The sequence below is a fragment of the Acinetobacter sp. B-6 genome (genome assembly GCF_056930735.1).
Window position 1 is genome coordinate 136,827 of the sequence record NZ_JBXPBY010000001.1, and the last position, 18,387, is coordinate 155,213.

General features: G+C 37.9%; 16 protein-coding genes and 1 tRNA gene. 13 read left to right on the forward strand and 4 right to left on the reverse strand.

Annotated features, from left to right (window positions below; genetic code table 11):
* Positions 1–313 precede the first annotated feature (313 nt).
* The 4 genes from icd (at position 314) to AC1Z3T_RS00660 (ending at position 3,508) form a co-directional block, all read left to right on the forward strand.
* A complete protein-coding gene (gene icd / locus AC1Z3T_RS00645; protein WP_005032709.1) occupies positions 314–1,570 on the forward strand; it encodes an NADP-dependent isocitrate dehydrogenase in 1,257 nt (418 codons plus the stop codon).
* Between the two features lie 485 nt (positions 1,571–2,055).
* Entirely contained in the window at positions 2,056–2,538 is a 483-nt protein-coding gene (locus AC1Z3T_RS00650) for a DUF2867 domain-containing protein (protein ID WP_005032707.1), read from the forward strand.
* Between the two features lie 172 nt (positions 2,539–2,710).
* Positions 2,711–3,067 (forward strand): DUF4124 domain-containing protein, encoded by a 357-nt coding sequence (locus AC1Z3T_RS00655; RefSeq protein WP_483396433.1) that lies wholly within the window; start codon positions 2,711–2,713, stop codon positions 3,065–3,067.
* Between the two features lie 201 nt (positions 3,068–3,268).
* Entirely contained in the window at positions 3,269–3,508 is a 240-nt protein-coding gene (locus AC1Z3T_RS00660; protein WP_009584119.1) for a hypothetical protein, read from the forward strand.
* A gap of 68 nt (positions 3,509–3,576) precedes the next feature.
* Here the strand turns inward: AC1Z3T_RS00660 and argG are convergent, their stop codons facing one another.
* Positions 3,577–4,920 (reverse strand): argininosuccinate synthase, encoded by a 1,344-nt coding sequence (gene argG / locus AC1Z3T_RS00665; protein WP_005032700.1) that lies wholly within the window; start codon positions 4,918–4,920, stop codon positions 3,577–3,579.
* A 220-nt stretch (positions 4,921–5,140) separates the two neighbouring features.
* Between argG and AC1Z3T_RS00670 the strand changes: the two genes are divergently transcribed.
* Positions 5,141–5,479: a hypothetical protein gene (locus AC1Z3T_RS00670; protein ID WP_483396434.1), complete on the forward strand. Its 339-nt coding sequence runs from the start codon at positions 5,141–5,143 to the stop codon at positions 5,477–5,479.
* Positions 5,480–5,511: 32 nt separating this feature from the next.
* Here the strand turns inward: AC1Z3T_RS00670 and AC1Z3T_RS00675 are convergent, their stop codons facing one another.
* Positions 5,512–6,363, reverse strand: coding sequence for a LysR family transcriptional regulator (locus AC1Z3T_RS00675; protein ID WP_042087605.1), 852 nt, complete (start codon positions 6,361–6,363; stop codon positions 5,512–5,514).
* 151 nt (positions 6,364–6,514) lie between these two features.
* Here AC1Z3T_RS00675 and AC1Z3T_RS00680 point away from each other — a divergent pair, with 151 nt between their 5' ends.
* From AC1Z3T_RS00680 to dld, 5 genes are all read left to right on the forward strand, one after another.
* Positions 6,515–7,432: a DMT family transporter gene (locus tag AC1Z3T_RS00680; RefSeq protein WP_046761543.1), complete on the forward strand. Its 918-nt coding sequence runs from the start codon at positions 6,515–6,517 to the stop codon at positions 7,430–7,432.
* 519 nt (positions 7,433–7,951) lie between these two features.
* On the forward strand, positions 7,952–9,622 hold the full coding sequence (gene lldP, locus AC1Z3T_RS00685; RefSeq protein ID WP_171064853.1) for an L-lactate permease: 1,671 nt from the start codon (positions 7,952–7,954) through the stop codon (positions 9,620–9,622).
* Between the two features lie 41 nt (positions 9,623–9,663).
* Entirely contained in the window at positions 9,664–10,407 is a 744-nt protein-coding gene (gene lldR, locus AC1Z3T_RS00690) for a transcriptional regulator LldR (protein WP_004829158.1), read from the forward strand.
* 2 nt (positions 10,408–10,409) lie between these two features.
* Positions 10,410–11,564 (forward strand): FMN-dependent L-lactate dehydrogenase LldD, encoded by a 1,155-nt coding sequence (gene lldD, locus AC1Z3T_RS00695; protein WP_004829155.1) that lies wholly within the window; start codon positions 10,410–10,412, stop codon positions 11,562–11,564.
* Between the two features lie 285 nt (positions 11,565–11,849).
* Positions 11,850–13,547 (forward strand): D-lactate dehydrogenase, encoded by a 1,698-nt coding sequence (dld, locus tag AC1Z3T_RS00700; protein WP_483396435.1) that lies wholly within the window; start codon positions 11,850–11,852, stop codon positions 13,545–13,547.
* Positions 13,548–13,671: 124 nt separating this feature from the next.
* Here dld and AC1Z3T_RS00705 read toward each other — a convergent pair whose 3' ends face one another.
* Positions 13,672–14,487, reverse strand: coding sequence for a hypothetical protein (locus AC1Z3T_RS00705; protein ID WP_100885630.1), 816 nt, complete (start codon positions 14,485–14,487; stop codon positions 13,672–13,674).
* Between the two features lie 258 nt (positions 14,488–14,745).
* On the opposite strand from AC1Z3T_RS00705, the gene AC1Z3T_RS00710 reads away from it, so the two are divergent.
* The 3 genes from AC1Z3T_RS00710 to AC1Z3T_RS00720 all read left to right on the forward strand — a co-directional run bounded on the left by AC1Z3T_RS00710 (position 14,746) and on the right by AC1Z3T_RS00720 (position 18,113).
* Positions 14,746–16,779, forward strand: coding sequence for an NADPH-dependent 2,4-dienoyl-CoA reductase (locus AC1Z3T_RS00710; RefSeq protein WP_100885629.1), 2,034 nt, complete (start codon positions 14,746–14,748; stop codon positions 16,777–16,779).
* A gap of 98 nt (positions 16,780–16,877) precedes the next feature.
* Positions 16,878–16,967 (forward strand) — tRNA-Ser (locus AC1Z3T_RS00715).
* A gap of 186 nt (positions 16,968–17,153) precedes the next feature.
* Complete coding sequence (locus AC1Z3T_RS00720; protein WP_100885628.1) at positions 17,154–18,113, forward strand: restriction endonuclease; 960 nt, start codon at positions 17,154–17,156, stop codon at positions 18,111–18,113.
* Between the two features lie 12 nt (positions 18,114–18,125).
* Here AC1Z3T_RS00720 and AC1Z3T_RS00725 read toward each other — a convergent pair whose 3' ends face one another.
* A complete protein-coding gene (locus AC1Z3T_RS00725) occupies positions 18,126–18,302 on the reverse strand; it encodes a hypothetical protein (RefSeq protein WP_162987725.1) in 177 nt (58 codons plus the stop codon).
* Positions 18,303–18,387: the final 85 nt, after the last annotated feature.

The following is an 18,387-nucleotide window of genomic DNA, read 5'->3' on the forward strand; positions in this document are numbered from 1 at the left end:
TTTTTTAATGCATTAAGATTCAAATGAGAGGAGCGTTCTGTGATCTTTATTGATTTATTTTAAGGATCAAAATTTATTGATTTTGTAGAAATAAAAGAAAGCTATGATTTTTATAAAAAATACATTCTAGAAAAGCATTAAATCATGAAACAATGCGTTTTATTAAGTTGAGAAATGTTGTTATTCCTCGTATAAATCTCAAAAAATGATCGAATTCGATTACACTGATCTTGCTAAAAAAGTGGTCGCAAATATTGCTCATAGCGCAATTTTTTTGGATTTACTCACTATAAGAAAATGGAGATCCTGAACAATGGGTTATCAGAAGATCGTAGTACCTGCAGATGGTAGCAAAATTACTGTAAATGCAGATTTGTCACTGAATGTTCCAAACCATCCGATTATTCCTTTTATTGAAGGAGATGGTATTGGTGTGGATATTACACCTGCTATGAAGGCAGTGGTCGATGCCGCAATTCAAAAAGCTTATAGTGGCAAACGTTCGATCGAATGGATGGAAGTTTACTGTGGTGAAAAAGCCAATAAAATTTATGGCACTTATATGCCAGAAGAAACTTTTGAAGCACTCAGAGAATTTGTAGTTTCGATAAAAGGTCCACTCACAACGCCTGTAGGCGGTGGAATTCGCTCACTTAACGTTGCTCTACGTCAAGAATTAGATCTATATGTCTGTGTGCGACCTGTGCGTTGGTTTAAAGGTGTACCATCACCTGTTCAACATCCCGAACAGACAGATATGGTAATTTTCCGAGAAAATTCAGAAGATATCTATGCAGGTATTGAATGGAAAGCTGACTCCCCAGAAGCAAAAAAAGTGATTAAATTTCTTAAAGAAGAAATGGGTGTCACTAAAATCCGTTTTGAAGATAATTGTGGTATTGGGATTAAACCTGTTTCAAAAGAAGGTACCCAACGTTTGGTGCGCAAAGCGATTCAGTTTGCGATTGATAATGATAAGCCGAGTGTAACTTTAGTGCATAAAGGCAATATCATGAAATACACTGAAGGTGCTTTTAAAGAGTGGGGGTATGAACTTGCATTAGATCGCTTTGGTGGTGAACTGATTGATGGTGGACCTTGGGTCAAAATTAAAAATCCAAGAACAGGCAAAGACATTGTTATCAAAGACGTGATTGCCGATGCATTTTTACAGCAAATCTTAATGCGTCCTGCTGACTATTCAGTGATCGCTACTTTAAATTTAAACGGTGACTATATTTCTGACGCACTTGCAGCAGAAGTAGGTGGTATTGGTATTGCGCCGGGTGCAAATATTGGTGGCGCAATTTCTGTATATGAGGCAACACACGGAACAGCACCAAAATATGCAGGACAAGACAAGGTAAATCCGGGGTCTATTATTCTTTCAGCAGAGATGATGCTTCGAGATATGGGGTGGACTGAAGCTGCCGATTTAATTATCAAAGGCGTTTCAGGCGCGATTTCTGCAAAAACTGTTACTTACGATTTTGAGCGTTTAATGCCAGGAGCTACTCTACTTCGTTGTTCAGAGTTCGGGCAAGCGATCATTGAAAATATGGATAATTAATCTAAAGACAACATAATCTAAGGTCTGCCAAGTGCAGACCTTTTTTATCATGGTTCATTATTAACGATGCCCAGCTACAGCAAAATCAAAGCATGACTTTGTTTGCAATGTAAATATTGGCATTGTCTGAGAGGAACATTGCCTGTGTGAATCATTCGAAATTTTTTCAAAATATTAGGTAGTAGCAATAGCTTAATGAGGTAAATTTCCAAACAGGAGGTACGCTTTCTATCTCTTTATTAAGCTGTACTTTTTTCAATATCTATTGATTTCAAATCGCATGCTATAGATACCATGTATATCACTATCATTAAATAATACATATTCATCTTAGAATACAGTTATTTATTTCAAAAAATTGCCCAATCATTCATGATTTTATTCAACTTTAGGCGGCTTGTGATTGTACTTCATTTGGATTGCTGTAGACTGAATTTAGATTCTATTCATACGTTAAATTATTATATTTAAAAAGGTTTAGTTCCATGAATACAGAAATAGATCCGTATGTATTGGTTGCACCTGTTCATCAGCTTAATTTTATTCATCAAGACCAACAATGTATTGATAAAAATATCACAGCATCACAAGCTTATCACCTAATGACCAGTACACCACCAAAATGGTTAAAGATTGCTTTTAAAATTCGAGACTTTTTCAGTCTGCATCTGGGTGGTGTACAGCCTATACAAGGTTTTAACTCTCAATCTATGGCACTTGAGCAGGGTGGAAAAGCAGATTTTTTTGATGTTATTCAAGTTTCAGATCATGAACTTTTTTTACAATCAAGCGATAAGCATTTAACTGTATTGGTGGTATTAAAGATCGAAAACTATGATGAGCAGAAAAATCTGCTTAGAATTTTTACCAGTGTTGTCACTTATAATTTTTTTGGGAAAATTTATATGCTTCCCGTTTCTATGGTACATGGTGTGATTGTACGTCGCCTATTGAGAAATTTGAAATAGCATGAAATTTACCATAATGTGAACATGACAAAATGCTGTAAAGATTTGGCAAAAAAAGTCATATTTCCCCCTTTATTGTGACAAGAAAAGCAATAATTAAAAAAACTCCTGTGTAAATAGCAATTTAGCTTAAATGTTGATACTTTGTTAAAACTTAAATGGAGTGTGTGTTGTGAATATAATCGTGTTGGTTGTTTTAGCTTTAGGGTTTTCTCATCACGTTTTAGCTAAAGAAGTACATAAGTGTGTGTTGAAGGGCTCAGTAACTTATCAGTCTCGACCATGTGCAGGAATGGCTGTACCAAATCCACAACAACAGCTTCAACAGAAGCTAACGCAGCGAACAGCTACACAAAACTCCCAACAAAACGTAAAGCCTCAACCTGAGATGCACAAATATTCTCAACAGCAGCATCTTCAGCGTCATTCGAGTAATGGTACGAGCAATGAGATCCCAGATACCGTTGAAGGAAAGAAGAAGAGTTTAGCAATTGCGCAAGCTGCTTATCAGTCTGCTAAAGATCGATGATTTCTTTGAATTTATGATTCATGATTTGTTAACTAAGTGTTTGATCTTTAAGTTAATATTTAAAAGGAAAGCTAAAGTTGTATCTTGAATAAGCCTTCATGATGAAGTGTTGGTTTTTCAAATTTCGATTTTTCATATATTGAATAAGTTTGTTCTGTTATATTATTACGCCTACTTAAATTTATTGAAAGATTTAAATGTATGTCACAGACAAGTTCGAAGAAGTTTCCTAAAATTTATTTGCTCGCTGCATTGGGATTATTATTTCCAGTTTTTTTAGTGGGAATGGCATTTTTAGCTGCAAAAAGTGATGCAGAAACTCAGCGAGAGTATGATCGAATTCGTCAAGAACATGCAGAACGGATTGAATTACAAAAACAACAACAAAAATCGCAACAAGACACCACTCAAACAAACCAGAATTCTGCGGCAACATCTTAATTAGATCACAGCAAAAAGTCTTGACCAATAAAAACCGCCATTTGGCGGTTTTTATTTTTTAAACTGAATTATTTGTTTTTGTCTTTTAACTGAGGAACTGCAGAACCCGTACCTACAGCCAATAAGCCTGTATTTGTATAGATGCTGAGTTTTGCACGTGTATCGGTAATATCAAGATTACGCATGGTTAATTGACCAATACGATCGGCAGGGCTAAACATTGAATCACCTTTTTCCATCGTCAAACGCTCAGCTTCATAAGTGAGGTTTTCAGATTCAGTGTTCAAGATGGTGTAGTCATTACCACGACGTAACTCTAAAGTTACTGTACCTGTTATGGCTTTTGCTACCCAACGTTGTGCTGTTTCACGAAGCATTAATGCTTGAGAATCAAACCAACGACCTTGGTATAATAAACGCCCTAAACGTAAGCCGTTAATACGATATTGTTCGATAGTGTCTTCATTGTGAATACCAGTAACAAGGCGTTCATATGCAATATGAAGAAGAGCCATACCTGGAGCTTCGTAAATACCACGAGATTTTGCCTCAATGATACGGTTTTCAATCTGATCAGACATACCTAGACCATGACGTCCACCAATACGGTTTGCTTCAAGAATAAATTCAACAGGATCTTCGATACGTTTGCCATTTAATGCAACAGGGAAGCCTTCTTCGAAAGTAACAGAAACTTCTTCAGCTTCAACTTTTACATCATCTTTCCAGAACGCAACGCCCATAATTGGATCAACGATTTTGATACCCGCATTGAGATATTCAAGATCTTTAGCTTCATGTGTCGCACCCAACATGTTTGAATCTGTTGAGTAGGCTTTCTCTTTCGACATTTTGTAATCAAAACCATTGTCGATTAAGAATTGTGACATTTCAGCACGACCACCCAACTCATCAATAAACTGTTGGTCTAACCACGGCTTATAGATTTTAAGTGCAGGATTAGTCAACAAACCATAACGGTAGAAACGTTCAATATCGTTTCCTTTGTAAGTTGAGCCATCACCCCAAATATTTACATCATCTTCTTTCATTGCGGTAACAAGCATTGTCCCTGTTACTGCACGACCTAAAGGTGTAGTGTTGAAGTAAGGAACACCACCAGTACTGATATGAAATGCGCCACACTGAATCGCAGCAATACCTTCTAATGCAAGTTGTAAGCGGCAGTCCACTAAGCGTGCTTTAACAGCGCCGTAGTTTTCAGCTTTACGCGGAATTGCATCGTAGTCATCTTCATCAGGTTGCCCTAAGTTTGCTGTATAAGCATAAGGTTCTGCGCCTTTTTGCTTCATCCACAATAAAGCTGCTGAAGTATCTAGACCACCAGAAAAAGCGATACCCACTTTTTTGCCTACTGGTACATTCTGCAAGATCGTTGCATTGTCAGTCATTGCTCGTCCTAACTATTTCGAAAGAGGCACCACATACATGGGTGGCCATTGAGAATTTTATAAACGCAGTATTATAGCACTCTTCAATACAAATTTTGGGCTGTTGTTGGTGGAAATCATTTTTTTTTAATTTAAAAAATAGATTAATATAGCAAAAGCGATGGTTAAACATTAAGTAAAAAACTGAAATGGAATCAGATAACAAGGATAAAAAATTGTGATGAATATAGATAAAAATCAAACTTTATCAACATTGCACAAAATTGTAGCATTTGTCTTGATTTTTGATTTGATAAACATGTTGTATTATGTGTTTACAAATCAAGTCCGTTATTTTGTTGGTGCTATATTAGGGAGATTGCTGCTTATAATTATTCATTTTTTATGTGCAAAAGGCGTTAAGTCTGGAAGTTTGTCCAATCGTTTAGGTTCAATTTTCTTCACCATTTTTATGCTCAATGCATTTCCTATTGGTACTTTTGTTGGTGTATTTATGCTGTTTTACTCAGTGTTTAAATGGGAAAACACAGATCAAATAAAACAGCCAAATATAAATTAAAACAGTTAAAATTTAAGAAAATATCGATCTGTTTAAAGCTGATCATTCAAGCCGATAAATTGCTTTTCAATTGGGGTAAAGACATGCTCACTTCGAGCAATTAAATAAAATCCTATATCTCGATATTGTTCAGGTGTTTCACGGTAATACTCAATATTAAATTTTTTGATCAGTGATTTTGCGATCATGGAAATTCCCATACCCAATTGAGTGAAATTCACCAGCGCTTCATGATCATAAATATGGGTGAGCTCACCTTTTGTTAAGTTGTAGTCCGTATAAATATGATCTAAGGTTGTGGCATAACAACATTCTTCTGAAGCCAACAGAATATTTTGGTGATTGAGACAATCCTCAAGATTCTCATGGTTAATAACACTTTTACCAATGATGACCAGTTGATCTTCTGCCTTTTGGATGTACTGTATGTTTTTCTGTTTGGGATGCCCAAGTACATAACCGATATCTAAATTGCCTGATAAAATTTCATCTTCGATGTAGCCTGTTGCACCGGTTTTCATCGTAATTGAAAGCTCTGGATAGGTTTTGTAAAGTTGGCTAAAAGACGGGTAGAAACGCATGCCTCCTAAGCTGGTATTGGTACCAAAACGAAGGTATTTTTCTTGTTGATAAATTTTATTTTCTGTCTCTTCCCAAGTGAAGATCATCTTTTTGTATTGTTGATAGAGGTTCATACCAGACTCTGTCAGTTCAACCCCCTTAGGTTTACGGATAAATAACTGACGTTTGTAGTGGTTTTCAATTTTTTTAATTTTTGCGGTCATATTTGACTGCAAATAGTTAAGTTTGTGGGCAGCAGCAGAAATACTCTTCATTTCGGCAACCGTTACAAATGACTTAATATCTCCGATGTCGATATTCATGACAATTCCTCAAACCTATTCGCTTTTAATAACAATGTTGAATTTTTTAAGTGTATTAAAAAAAATGATGGATGTATTAAAACATAGCATTATTCATGATGTCATTTATTTTTTAAACTAAGTCTACTTTCCATCTGTATGAGTACAGCAAATGAATCTTAGAGTAATGGGTGCAATCGTTTTGTTGTGTCTCGTTTGGGGATCATTGTGGGGGCTGGTCAAACACAGTTTGCAGGTTTTTCCTCCATTTTTATTTATTTCTACACGGTTGATTTTAGCTGCCTTGACTTTGATGTTGGTTCAACGTTTATTGCGTAAATCTATTTTTCCACAAAGAGGAGAATGGAAAAAACTGATGATTTCAAGCGTGATGATTTGTATTGGTTTTTATGCGACTCAAACTTTTGCCATGCAATTTGTAGATTCAGGCTTATCTGCGGTTTTGGTGTTTACGATGCCGATTTTTATTGGTGTACTGGCACATTATGTACTTAAAGAACGTTTAAATACCCAGAAAATGCTTGGACTGATTTTAGGTACTTTGGGGCTAGTCGCAATTCTTTGGCCACAATTGCATGATTTACATTTCAACCTATCTTTGATTGGACAGGCTTTCTTGATTTTATCGGGCTTCTTCTGGGCACTGACAACTGTTTATATCAAACAGAATTTTGCCACTTATGACAAAATGAAACTGACCATTTGGCAGTTGTTAATCGGTGGTTTTGTTATTCTGATTGGTGCTGTTATTTTTGAGCCTATTGATGTGCATATATGGATAAATCCACTCAATGACTCAATGTTGTTTTATATTGCTGTGGTCGGAACAGGGTTTGCTTTTGCGCTCTGGAATTGGATTGTGAGTCAGGTGGATACTTTTGTGGCGTCAATCTCGATTATGTGTATTCCTATTTTAAGCTTATTTTTTGGCTATATGCTTTGGCATGAACCGATTACTTTGAATATCTTGATTGGTGCGGCATTTATTTGTACAGGTATTATGATGAGTTCTTTAAAGATTCAAATGAAAAAGAAGGTCGTTACACCTTTGAATTGTGAGCATCGCTAAGGTAGAGCAAAGGAATTTATATTCATAATAATTTCTGTATCGTATCAATCCACAAAATCAGTAAAACTTTACTGATTTTGTTTTTTATATGATCTATAACATGCATCAAAATTTTAAATTTTTAAAATGATCAGACCAATAATGAAAGTGTGTGATTAATATCGTAATAAAAATATGTTTTGATATTGGTTAAAATTTGCTTTTTAAATATCATTTTAGACTAAAGTCGTATAAAAATAATAAAGCATTGAAAAAAACTTTTAAAAACAAAACTTTTAAAAATCTGTCTGTCTAAGAAATGAGAAAATATGCAATTAAAATAATAAAAATACTCTTAAAATTGGTCATACCATTTTATGAATAGTTGGGTAACTATTGATCTTTAAATCAGCAAAAATTACTATAAAGTAAAAATACGCGTTATTTTTTTGTTTTTAACTTTATATTGGTCATACCAATTATTGAGAAATAAATGGGTGATTTTATCAAACTCGACGTTCTGGCAAGCATTTCAAGGAGATGACAATGCTTCAACATTGGCAACAGATTTATGATCCAATGGGTAATATCTGGGTATCCAGTGCCATTGCACTCATTCCAATTATATTTTTCTTTTTGGCCCTAGCTGTATTCCGCATGAAAGGAAGTGTTGCGGGGACAATTACAGTCATATTGGCATTATTGGTTTCTTTATTTGCTTATCAAATGCCTACCATGATGGCATTGGCATCTATGGTTTATGGCTTTTTCTATGGCTTGTGGCCAATTGCATGGATCATTATTGGTGCAGTATTCCTGTACAAAATTTCGGTTAAAACAGGGCAGTTCGATATTATTCGTTCTTCGATTCTATCGATTACAGAAGATCAGCGTTTACAAATGCTGTTTGTCGGTTTTGCTTTTGGTACTTTCTTAGAAGGGGCGGCTGGTTTTGGTGCACCTGTGGCAATTACCGCAGCATTGTTGGTCGGGCTTGGGTTTAAACCACTGTATGCTGCTGGTCTGTGTTTGATTGTAAACACGGCGCCTGTTGCATTTGGTGCTATGGGAATTCCAATTATTGTTGCTGGTCAAGTCTCAGGTGTTGAAACACATGAAATCAGTCAGATGGTCGGACGCCAGTTGCCATTTATGGTGCCAATTGTACTGTTCTGGATTATGGCGATCATGGACGGATGGCGTGGTGTTAAAGAAACTTGGCCTGCGGTGATTGTTGGTGGTGGTGCATTTGCGATCGCTCAGTATTTAACGTCAAACTTTGTTGGTCCTGAATTGCCAGATATTACAGCATCTATTGCATCTTTGATTTCACTTACGATTTTATTGAAGTATTGGCAGCCTAAACATATCTTCCGTTTTGCCAATGAAGATGCCAGCATGAATGAAAATCTGGCTGAGCAAAAACAGCAAAAATATACGCTTGCACAAATTGCGAAAGCTTGGTCGCCATTTGCCATTTTGACAGTCATGGTGACGATCTGGAGTGTAAAACCATTCAAAGACTTGTTTACCAAAGATGGTGCATTGCATGATTTGGTGATTTCAATCAAAGTGCCTTTCTTGCACCAAATGGTGCAAAAGATGCCGCCAGTGGTATCTGAAATCAAAGATTATGATGCGATTTATAAGTTTGATTGGTTTTCAGCAACAGGGACAGCCATTATTTTTGCTGCAATCATCACCATCATTTTCTTAAAAATGAAGCCTAAAGAAGCTGTAGTCACTTTTGGTGAAACAATCAATGAATTAAAAATTCCAATTTATTCGATTGGTATGGTATTGGCTTTTGCTTTTATCGCTAATTATTCAGGGATGTCTGCAACCTTGGCTTTGGCATTGGCACATACAGGGCAAGCATTTACTTTCTTCTCGCCATTCTTAGGCTGGTTAGGGGTGTTCCTAACGGGTTCGGATACTTCAGCCAACGCATTATTTGGTGCATTACAGGCAACCACGGCACAACAAATTGGAGTGCCAGAAGTATTGCTTGTCGCAGCGAATACCAGTGGTGGTGTGACCGGAAAAATGATCTCTCCTCAATCGATTGCAATTGCCTGCGCAGCGGTCGGGCTTGTTGGTAAAGAATCAGATCTGTTCCGTTTTACCGTGAAACACAGTATAACGTTTACAGTAATGATCGGTATTATTATTACCCTACAAGCTTATGTGTTTCCATGGATGATTCCATGAGACTCAGCGACACTGAACCAATGCAATATTAAGGAAAGCAGATGAAAGTCTCCGACAAAGTGGTCCACAGCCTACGCATGTTAATCGCAGAAAAAAACATGCAAGTCGGAGAACGATTGCCTGCTGAACGAAAGTTGTGTGAACAACTCGGTGTATCCCGTTCTTCTTTAAGAGAAGCGATTTCGCAATTGACCAGTATGGGTATGCTGGTCAGTAAAGTAGGTGCGGGAACGTATTTGCAACAAATCCCTGTGAACTGGTCGCAAAACCAGATTGTTAGCCCGTTAAGTAATTTAATTGATCAAGACCCTGCCTATCGTTTTGATGTGCAAGAAGCACGAACAATTCTTGAGGGTGGCTCGGCTTGGTATGCAGCACAACGTGCAACAACAGAAGATCTGGCTTTGATCCGTAAATATTATGACCAGATTTCATACTTTCAGTCATTAGGGGATGATGAACAAGCTTCATTGGCGGATGCTAAATTTCATTTGGCGATTGCTGAGGCATCGCACAATTTAGTCTTGATTCAGATGATGCGGGGCGTGTTCGATTTGTTGCAATTTAACGTATTATTGGGCAGACGTAAGGTTTACTCAGAAACACATCGATTTGATCAATTGCATGATCAGCATTTTAGAGTGATGGATGCAATTGAACGTCATGATCCAGATGCTGCAAGAGATGCAGTATGTGGACATATAGAATTTGTAGTGCAGCAAGTACGGATGATTGATGAAGAAGAAGCTCGTCGTCAACGTGCAAGCCGATTAAACAGGATATGAACATGATTATTTCTTCTGCAAATGACTATCGTGAAGCAGCGAGACGTCGTTTACCTCCATTTTTATTTCATTACATTGATGGCGGTGCATATGCTGAATATACACTGAAGCGCAATGTAGAAGATTTATCAAAAATCGCTTTGAGACAGCGTGTTTTAAATGATATGTCTCAGTTAAGTCTAGAAACAAAGTTATTTGATGAAACTTTATCAATGCCGGTTGCATTATCTCCTGTCGGCTTAACGGGGATGTATGCACGCCGTGGTGAAGTGCAGGCTGCAGTTGCAGCAGATAAAAAAGGCATTCCATTTACTTTATCTACAGTTTCAGTCTGCCCAATTGAAGAGGTTGCCCCAGCAATTGGTCGTCCGATGTGGTTTCAGCTTTATGTTTTGCGTGACCGTGGCTTTATGAAAAATGCCTTGGAACGTGCTAAAGCAGCAGGTTGCTCAACTTTAGTGTTTACTGTAGATATGCCTGTACCGGGTGCACGTTATCGCGATGCACATTCAGGGATGAGTGGTCCGAATGCAGCAATGCGTCGTTATATGCAGTCTTGTTTCCATCCACATTGGGCTTGGAACGTGGGCTTACTGGGTCGTCCGCATGATTTGGGGAATATTTCCAAATATTTAGGCAAACCGACTGGACTCGAAGACTACATCGGTTGGCTGGGCAATAACTTTGATCCCTCTATTTCTTGGAAAGATTTAGAATGGATTCGTGAGTTTTGGGATGGTCCGATGGTGATTAAGGGCATCCTTGATCCTGAAGACGCTAAAGATGCGGTTCGTTTCGGTGCAGATGGTATTGTTGTTTCTAATCATGGTGGTCGTCAACTCGATGGTGTGTTGTCATCAGCACGTGCACTTCCTCCAATTGCGGATGCTGTGAAAGGCGATATTAAGATTCTGGCAGATTCGGGTATTCGTAATGGTTTAGATGTTGTGCGAATGCTCGCACTTGGCGCTGATACGTGTATGTTAGGGCGTGCATTTGTCTATGCCTTAGGTGCCGCAGGTGGTGCTGGTGTATCAAACCTACTTGATTTAATTGATAAAGAAATGCGTGTTGCGATGACATTGACGGGTGCCAAAACCATTGCTGACATTACTTCTGATTGTTTAGTCAAACTAGATCAAGCACTGACTGATTAATATATTTTTGAGGTTGAGCAAATATCCATCAAGCTATCGAATTAGCTTGCCTAAATATTAGCTGTGAGCGTTGAAGCCAAACGTTTTGAGCAGTTGATATTTCTAAAAGATGAAACTAAAAAATATTGACCAAGTTTTGCGGATGACTTTGGTTTGATCTATCTTTTTAAATTGAGATACATTAAATCGAAAGCTTTCCATAGTCGCAATTACATTGAAATAATGTCGCTGCAATGAATGCTGAACTTATTTGTTGAGTCAGCATTCATAGATAGGATAGGGAAAATGCAATCGAATTTTGATTCACAGCAAACCATTCAGCAATTGATTCAAATTGTTGGTCAACAGCATGTTTTGACCCAAGATCATGATACACGCCTCTACCGTCAAGGGCGTCGATACGGTTCAGGCAAAGTACTTGCTGTTGTTGTTCCAGGAACTTTATTCGAACAATGGCAAGTGTTACAAGCTGCTGTCAATGCCGATTGCATCGTGATTATGCAAGCTGCCAATACTGGATTGACTGGTGGTTCAACGCCATTTGGTGATGATTATGATCGTCCCGTGGTTTTAATGAGTACGCGCCGTTTGGCTGGCATTCAGGTCATTAATCAAGGTCAACAAGTCATTTGTTTGCCAGGGGCAACATTAGATCGTTTGGAAAAAGAATTAGCTCCATTTAATCGTGAACCACACTCTGTGATTGGTTCATCATGTATCGGAGCATCAGTTTTAGGCGGGATCTGTAATAACTCTGGCGGTGCACTTGTTCGTCGTGGACCTGCCTATACCGAGTTAGCACTCTATGCACGTGTCAATGATTCAGGGGAGTTGGAGTTGGTCAATCACTTGGGAGTTCATTTGGGTGAAACTCCAGAAGAAATTTTAACCAAGCTCGAAAGTCAAAATTATCAAATCAATGACATTGTAAATAATCCGAGTTGTTGTGCCTCAGATCATCGTTATGCGCATGATGTGAAAGAGGTTGATGAAGCTACGCCTGCACGATTTAATGCGGACCCATCACGTTTGTTTGAAGCTTCGGGTTCAGCAGGTAAAGTCTGTGTATTTGCAGTACGTCTAGACACCTTTGAGAAAATACCAAGTCAGGTCTTTTATGTCGGGACAAACTCACATGATGATCTCACCGAAATTCGTCGTTTTTTACTGAAAGATTTACCTAGACTGCCGATTGCCGGTGAGTATATTCATCGTGTTGCCTATGATATTGGCGCTGAATACGGCAAAGATACGTTTATGTTTATCGAAAAATTAGGTACAGCAAAAGTACCTGCGGCATTTGCGATGAAGGATAAAGTCGATGGTTATCTGGAGAAAATTGGTTTACGTAATTTGTCCGATAAAATTTTGCAAATAGTGACCAAACTCTTACCGAATCATTTGCCTAAGCGCATGAATGAGTTTCGTGATTTATATGAACATCATTTGATGATTCGTATCGAAAATCAAGACGTCGAGCAAGTTGAAGCTTTTTTACATGACTACTTTCAACGGCATTCTTTAGGTGGTTTCTTCCGTTGTACTGAGGAAGAAGGGCGCAAAGCATTTCTACACCGTTTTGCCGTTGCAGGTGCGGCAATTCGCTATCGAGATACACACCGTTCAGACGTGGAGGATATTGTTGCTTTAGACATTGCACTACGTCGTAATGATCGGGAGTGGGTGGAAACCTTACCCAAAGCGATGGATGATTTAATCATTCACAAGTTGTATTACGGACATTTTCTCTGTCATGTATTTCATCAAGACTATATTGTAAAAAAAGGTGTTGATCCTTTGGCAATGGAACATCAAATGTGGCATTTGTTGGATGATCGTGGAGCTGAATATCCCGCAGAACATAATGTAGGGCATCTCTATGTGGCTAAACCAAGTTTAAAAAATCATTATCAAAAACTTGATCCAACCAATAGTTTTAATGTAGGTATTGGGCAAACCAGTAAATTGAAATATTGGAAATAAAATTGGGAAATTAATTTTGCAGTTCGCAATAGATTAAAATTTTTTCAAAAAAAGTTGTTTAAAAACTATGAGTAATACTGATCGCATTGCTCATGGTTTTTTGTGGCTCATATGTCAACCTGTTCTACTTTGTTTCTCCAATTTTTGAAGAAATGAATCCCAATACAAAAGCACTGATGATAAAAATAAGTACGCTATACAAAATCGAAGAAGTAGAAAACCAAACACCGAGTGTTAATAAGGCAACAATTGCTGTGCAGATCCAAATCGCCAATCCTGATGCTGTTGTTGATGGTGGTTTAGTGTCTAACATCGGTGATGAGGGCTGTTCTAGGGAATCTGATGCTATACTGCTACTGAGTACATCTGCACCGTAAAAGAAATAAGCCTGATCATCGAAACGTACAAGATCACGACGTTGCACAGTGAAAAAATCAATATTTTCGGTATTACCCATTTGCGCATTTTCTATGTGTGTTAAGGGTTGAGTTAGAAAGTTTGCGTCATTTAAGTCTAAAGGTAATCCATTGGTTCGTAACAATATAAAGTGAGGATAATATTGTAAGATATAAGATTTAAACTCTTCAAAATGAGGAATATTTTCTTCACCAAAAATAGCTATAAATAAGGGCTTCCGTTGCTCTAAATTATTTAAAGCCTGTTGCTGCTCGATCACTAAATAGGCATAGCAGTTTTCTGCAAAATCTTGTTGATATTCTTCTAAATCACCTTGATTTCTTTGGTCGTTGTGATCCAATTCATCGATATATTTAGCCCAATGCAGATTGTCCTGTTTAAACAGCATTAACCATAAAATCGGAATAAATGCATTTGCTTCAAGTTCAAAAGAAGCTGTTTGAAAAAAATCTGCCCATTGATTTTCTTGACCGATCGGCATATGGCTAAACGTGGTACTGGTTAAAAATACAGGATGACTCATTGTTAAAATGCCTTTTCTTATTTGCTTTTATTCCAAAGTAATAGTGCAAAATAACCAAAATCGCTGCTTTACAGTATTATAGAACTGTATTTTATTGATTAATTAAAATAGATCAGGATGAAGTTTTTTAATAAAAAATAAATACAGTAAATTGACACTATCTACCAAGAAATTATCAAAATAAGCCATCCAAAAAATTTTAAAACTCGATAAAGTAGTATGCAACAAGTTGCAAAGCCAAATTAAAAAGGATTCACCATGACAACTAGCTATGCACATATTTTAAAACCGCTTCATTTGGGATTTACAACGATTAAAAATCGTGTGGTAATGGGCTCAATGCACACAGGATTGGAAGATCGTTTTTATCATTATCCAAAACTTGCTGCATATTTTGGCGAGCGAGCTAAAGGTGGCGTTGGGCTGATTATTACAGGAGGGATCTCTCCTAACCGTCAAGGTTGGTTGTTGCCAGCAGGCGGAACGATGAATACTTTGGGTGATATTGCACCACATCGTTTAGTTACCCATGCTGTACATAAGCATGGCGCAAAAATTCTTATGCAAATATTGCACTCTGGTCGTTATGGATACCAGCCTTTTGTGGTTTCAGCAAGCCCGATCAAATCTCCAATTTCAATGTTTAAACCACGTCAGATGAGTGACAGACTGATCCTTGAAACGATTCAAGATTATGCAGAAACTGCAAGCTTGGCAAAAAAGGCGGGTTATGATGGTGTGGAAATTATGGGTTCAGAAGGATATTTGCTGAATCAATTTTTAAGTCGTCATGTCAATCAGCGTACAGATCGTTGGGGCGGTCCGATTGAAAACCGGATGCGTTTTGCTGTAGAAATTGTCAAAGCGATTCGTGCCAAAGTGGGTGAAAAGTTTATTATTTGCTTCCGTTTGTCGATGTTGGATTTAGTCCATGATGGCAATACGATGGATGAAGTCATCACTGTCGCACAAGCATTGGAAAAAGCAGGCATTACTTTATTGAATACAGGGATTGGCTGGCATGAAGCACGTATCCCAACTATTGTGACCTCCGTTCCTCGAGCAGCCTTTGTTGATTATACAGCTGAAGTAAAAAAACATGTTTCAGTTCCAGTTATTGCATCAAACCGAATCAATATGCCAGATACTGCTGAAGAAATTTTAGCAGCAGGTAAAGCGGACATGGTTCAAATGGCACGTCCATTATTGGCGGATGCTTTTTGGGTCAGTAAAACTGCAACTAATCGTGTTGATGAAATTAATACTTGTATTGCCTGTAACCAAGCGTGTTTAGACCATAGTTTTCAAAATAAACGTGCAAGTTGTTTGGTTAACCCACGTGCTGCGCATGAGACAGAATTGGTTTATCTCAAAACCAAGAAACCAAAGAAAGTTGCTGTTGTTGGTGGTGGTGTTGCAGGTATGTCTGCTGCGACAATTGCTGCAAGTCGTGGGCATCAAGTGACTTTATTTGAAGCCTCTACAGAAGTTGGTGGTCAATTTAATCTTGCCAAAGTCGTACCGGGTAAAGAAGAGTTTCATGAAACCATTCGATATTTTAAAGTACAAATCGAAAAGACCGGTGTTGACTTACGTTTAAATACCAAAGTCAATCGTGAGCAATTAGAACGTGAAGGTTTTGATGATGTTGTGATTGCTACGGGTGTTATTCCTCGTGGGTTAAAGATTGATGGTAGTGATGCACCACAAGTTTTGTCCTATGCAGAAGTTTTGCGAGGCGCACCAGTAGGGTATCGGGTGGCGGTGATTGGAGCGGGTGGTATTGGTTTCGACGTCTCAGAATTTTTATTGAAACCTGAACATCAGCCACAACCACAGCCTTTGGCAGAGTGGCAACGTGAATGGGGCATCGACCCAAATCCCAACTATATGACTGAAGGGGGCTTTGTTCCTGCTGAAGTCGAACCACCGATTCGTCAAATTTATTTGATGCAACGGAAAACAACACCTTTAGGGATTGGTCTAGGTAAAACTTCGGGTTGGGTTCATCGTGCGCAATTGAAAAAACATGCGGTAAAAATGTTGCGTGGCGTGCAATATAAAGCTGTGACCAATGAAGGATTGTGGATTGAAAGCAATGGTCATGATCAATTGTTGCGGGTAGATACCATCGTGGTATGTGCTGGGCAAGAGTCTGTTAAGGATTTGATGCCAAAAGAGGGTGAATCTACTTTAGCCAATTATCATATTATTGGTGGTGCTAAATTGGCAGGTGAACTTGATGCTAAGCGCGCAATTCGTGAAGGTGCTGAAATAGCAGCCAAACTTTAATCAAAATCAGTGGTTTTGATGAAACAATATGCATTTGAATGCTTTAAGCCTATTTTTTTCTTGTCATCGTTGGAAAAGCTTAGTATTCTTGCGCACATGGAAGCGTGGCAGAGCGGTTTAATGCACCGGTCTTGAAAACCGACGAGGGTGTGAGTCCTCCGTGAGTTCGAATCTCACCGCTTCCGCCAAATATTAATGACAAAGCCCCGATTATCGGGGCTTTGTTGTTTCTGGGGGGTGGGTGGCGTAAGCATAAAATAATTTCAATGGGTTTATTTAGTAATCCCATTTTCTAATATATTATTGAGCATGTATTTATTAATTTATCTTTGATATTAAACTTTCATCATTAGAATTATTGGGGAATAATCTAGATGGCAGAAGCATTTCACTATCCACCCGAGATACTCAGCCTACTAGTCGATACCATTCCATTGCTATGTCGTAGTAAGAAAGATGTTGTTTTGTTTTTTCGTGGTGCTGGAGTAGCTCAGGATGATCTTGGTGAAGTTGAGCGGTTAGTTGCCGTTAATAAATTCTCAATAACAAAGTATGAGATCGCTAGAAATATTCTTACAAAAGTCAATGCTCGTGGTGATAGTGCGCTTGGCACACGCCGTGAAATTATTAAGAGAGTTGTTGAGTTTGAAAGTTTTGAAACGTGTTGGGAAGGTGATCAATATAAAGCTAAAGGCTTAGTTACAACTATTCGGGAAGCTGTGGGTAAAAAAGATACATTCACTCGTATAAAACAAGAACGAGATGTTGAACGAGAAGAGCGTATGGCAAAGTCACGTGCAGAACGTGCCATAGCTACAAAAAAATCAGAGGATATTGATGCTATTAACCGCCGTCTTTCGGCATTATTCGGCTTGGATGAGAAGCCACATGAAAGAGGTAAGCTTTTAGAAAGCATATTAAACGATTTATTTAAAGTTTATGGGATACTAGTTAGAGAAGATTTTCGCCGTAGAGATCCAGATACATCTATAGTAGTTGAGCAAATAGATGGAGTGATTGAATTAAATGGTCAGATTTATCTTGTCGAAATGAAGTGGCTTAATGCACCAGTTGGCATAGGCGAATTTTCACCACATCTAAGTCGCTTGTTTCTTCGTCAAAATGCTAATGGAATTTTTATTTCAGCAAATGGTTATGCCTCATCGGTAGAGTCTGTATGTAGTGATGCTCTTAGTCAAAAAACAATTTTTTTATGTTCATTACGTGAAATTGTTATGTTGTTACAACGCCAAGGCGATCTTGTGGATTTCCTCAGTAAGAAGTCAAATGCTGCAATTATTGATAAAAATCCATTTTTGGAGATTCTTTCATAAATTAGATTTAGTCTAATCATATCTAGTTTTCTCAACTAACTGTTGTTGAGGCATAGCAATCGCTTCCAACTCATCATAAGAAAGAATGGGTGGGAAAGCATCTACAGACAGTGCTGTAAATGTTTTATTCTTTCTGACTTCCTCAATACAATCCAATCGTTTAAGAAATTCTTTAGAAACCTTAGCCATATCAAGAATTACCACATTCAAGATCTTGCCTAAATGTCTAAAGGTGTTATTGAACATATTTCAATTATTAGAGGTCTAATCGACT

What these genes read in the sequence shown, in the direction of transcription:
- icd (WP_005032709.1), top strand. Translation starts at nt 314, where the DNA reads ATGGGTTATCAGAAGATCGTAGTACCTGCAGATGGTAGCAAAATTACT.
- AC1Z3T_RS00650 (WP_005032707.1), top strand. Translation starts at nt 2,056, where the DNA reads ATGAATACAGAAATAGATCCGTATGTATTGGTTGCACCTGTTCATCAG.
- AC1Z3T_RS00660 (WP_009584119.1), top strand. Translation starts at nt 3,269, where the DNA reads ATGTCACAGACAAGTTCGAAGAAGTTTCCTAAAATTTATTTGCTCGCT.
- argG (WP_005032700.1), bottom strand. Translation starts at nt 4,920, where the DNA reads ATGACTGACAATGCAACGATCTTGCAGAATGTACCAGTAGGCAAAAAA.
- AC1Z3T_RS00670 (WP_483396434.1), top strand. Translation starts at nt 5,141, where the DNA reads ATGAATATAGATAAAAATCAAACTTTATCAACATTGCACAAAATTGTA.
- AC1Z3T_RS00675 (WP_042087605.1), bottom strand. Translation starts at nt 6,363, where the DNA reads ATGAATATCGACATCGGAGATATTAAGTCATTTGTAACGGTTGCCGAA.
- AC1Z3T_RS00680 (WP_046761543.1), top strand. Translation starts at nt 6,515, where the DNA reads ATGAATCTTAGAGTAATGGGTGCAATCGTTTTGTTGTGTCTCGTTTGG.
- lldP (WP_171064853.1), top strand. Translation starts at nt 7,952, where the DNA reads ATGACAATGCTTCAACATTGGCAACAGATTTATGATCCAATGGGTAAT.
- lldR (WP_004829158.1), top strand. Translation starts at nt 9,664, where the DNA reads ATGAAAGTCTCCGACAAAGTGGTCCACAGCCTACGCATGTTAATCGCA.
- lldD (WP_004829155.1), top strand. Translation starts at nt 10,410, where the DNA reads ATGATTATTTCTTCTGCAAATGACTATCGTGAAGCAGCGAGACGTCGT.
- dld (WP_483396435.1), top strand. Translation starts at nt 11,850, where the DNA reads ATGCAATCGAATTTTGATTCACAGCAAACCATTCAGCAATTGATTCAA.
- AC1Z3T_RS00705 (WP_100885630.1), bottom strand. Translation starts at nt 14,487, where the DNA reads ATGAGTCATCCTGTATTTTTAACCAGTACCACGTTTAGCCATATGCCG.
- AC1Z3T_RS00710 (WP_100885629.1), top strand. Translation starts at nt 14,746, where the DNA reads ATGACAACTAGCTATGCACATATTTTAAAACCGCTTCATTTGGGATTT.
- AC1Z3T_RS00720 (WP_100885628.1), top strand. Translation starts at nt 17,154, where the DNA reads ATGGCAGAAGCATTTCACTATCCACCCGAGATACTCAGCCTACTAGTC.
- AC1Z3T_RS00725 (WP_162987725.1), bottom strand. Translation starts at nt 18,302, where the DNA reads ATGGCTAAGGTTTCTAAAGAATTTCTTAAACGATTGGATTGTATTGAG.